1 protein-coding gene and 1 pseudogene are annotated in these 1,582 nt (G+C 69.5%); one reads left to right on the forward strand and one right to left on the reverse strand.

Annotated elements, in window-relative coordinates; genetic code table 11:
* A partial coding sequence (locus tag CCN56_RS20135; RefSeq protein WP_086828728.1) for a glutamine synthetase family protein occupies positions 1–1,090 on the reverse strand: 1,090 nt, incomplete at its 3' end.
* A gap of 304 nt (positions 1,091–1,394) precedes the next feature.
* Between CCN56_RS20135 and CCN56_RS42670 the strand changes: the two are divergent.
* Positions 1,395–1,582: pseudogene (locus CCN56_RS42670) on the forward strand (hypothetical protein); the annotation flags it as partial.

Genomic DNA, 1,582 nt, shown 5'->3' on the forward strand with positions numbered 1-1,582 from the left:
GGCCGGCGGCGAGGAGGACCGCGTAGGTCAGGTACGGGTTGGCGCCCGAGTCGATGGAGCGGACCTCGACGCGGGAAGAGCCCGTCTTGCCCGGCTTGTACATGGGCACGCGGATGAGGGCGGAGCGGTTGTTGTGGCCCCAGCAGATGTACGAGGGGGCCTCGCCGCCCGAGCCGGCCGTGCGGGAGGAGCCGCCCCAGATGCGCTTGTACGAGTTGACCCACTGGTTGGTGACGGCGGAGGTCTCGCCCGCGTGGCGCAGGAGGCCCGCGATGAAGGAGCGGCCCACCTTCGACAGCTGGTACTCGGCGCCCGACTCGTAGAAGGCGTTCCGGTCGCCCTCGAAGAGGGACAGGTGGGTGTGCATGCCCGAGCCCGGGTACTCCGAGAACGGCTTCGGCATGAACGTGGCCTGCACGCCCTGCTCCAGGGCCACCTGCTTCATGACCAGGCGGAAGGTCATGATGTTGTCCGCCGTGGACAGGGCGTCGGCGTAGCGGAGGTCGATCTCCTGCTGGCCGGGCGCGCCCTCGTGGTGGGAGAACTCCACCGAGATGCCCATCGACTCCAGCATGGTGATGGCCTGGCGGCGGAAGTCCATGCCGACGTTCTGCGGGGTGTGGTCGAAGTAGCCCGAGTTGTCGGCCGGGGTGGGCCGGGTGCCGTCGAGCGGCTTGTCCTTCAGGAGGAAGAACTCGATCTCGGGGTGGGTGTAGAAGGTGAAGCCGAGGTCGGAGGTCTTGGCGAGGGCGCGCTTGAGGACGTACCGCGGGTCGGCGAAGGACGGCGAGCCGTCCGGCATGAGGATGTCGCAGAACATCCGGGCCGTGCCCGGGGCCTCGGCGCGCCACGGCAGGATCTGGAAGGTGCCCGGGTCGGGCTTGGCGATCATGTCGGACTCGTAGACGCGGGCGAAGCCCTCGATCGCGGAGCCGTCGAAGCCGATGCCCTCGTCGAAGGCCTGCTCCAGTTCGGCGGGGGCCACGGCCACCGACTTCAGGAAGCCGAGCACGTCGGTGAACCACAGACGTACGAAGCGGATGTCGCGCTCCTCGAGCGTACGGAGCACAAATTCCTGCTGCTTGTCCATTTCCACACCCATCCTCGCTGGTCAGGCCGCCTGCTCCCACCGCCTCCGGTACATCGGGGGGCACCTGAGCATCCCACCACATGGTTTCGCGCACGTTGCACACCCATACTGCCTGCTCGGGTGTGACTCAGGTAACGGGGGAGCGTCCGGATCCGGGTGCCGGGAGGCGCCTTGTTCGCCCGTCCGGCGGTTGCCCTTCGCTACCGAGTGGTACCCCGTTCGGCCCACACGGGCTCCTCTCCCACTACGATCTGCGCCCATGGGGGCCCCACGGCTCGTACGCCTGTTCCGACACGCGCGTCCCATGGCACTGGCGAGTGCCGTGGCGACGCTCCTCGCCGCGCTCTTCCTCTGTCTGGGGACGGGGCCGGAGCGGCAGGGCGCCCATCACGACGAGGCGACCCGCGTCGCCGCCGGGACCACCGCCGGGACCACCGCCGTCGCCGCCGGGACCACCGCCGTCACCGCCGAGGCCACCGCCCTCACCGGCGA

The sequence above is a fragment of the Streptomyces sp. NRRL B-24572 genome (assembly GCF_002156145.1).
GTDB classification, from domain to species: domain Bacteria; phylum Actinomycetota; class Actinomycetes; order Streptomycetales; family Streptomycetaceae; genus Streptomyces; species Streptomyces vietnamensis.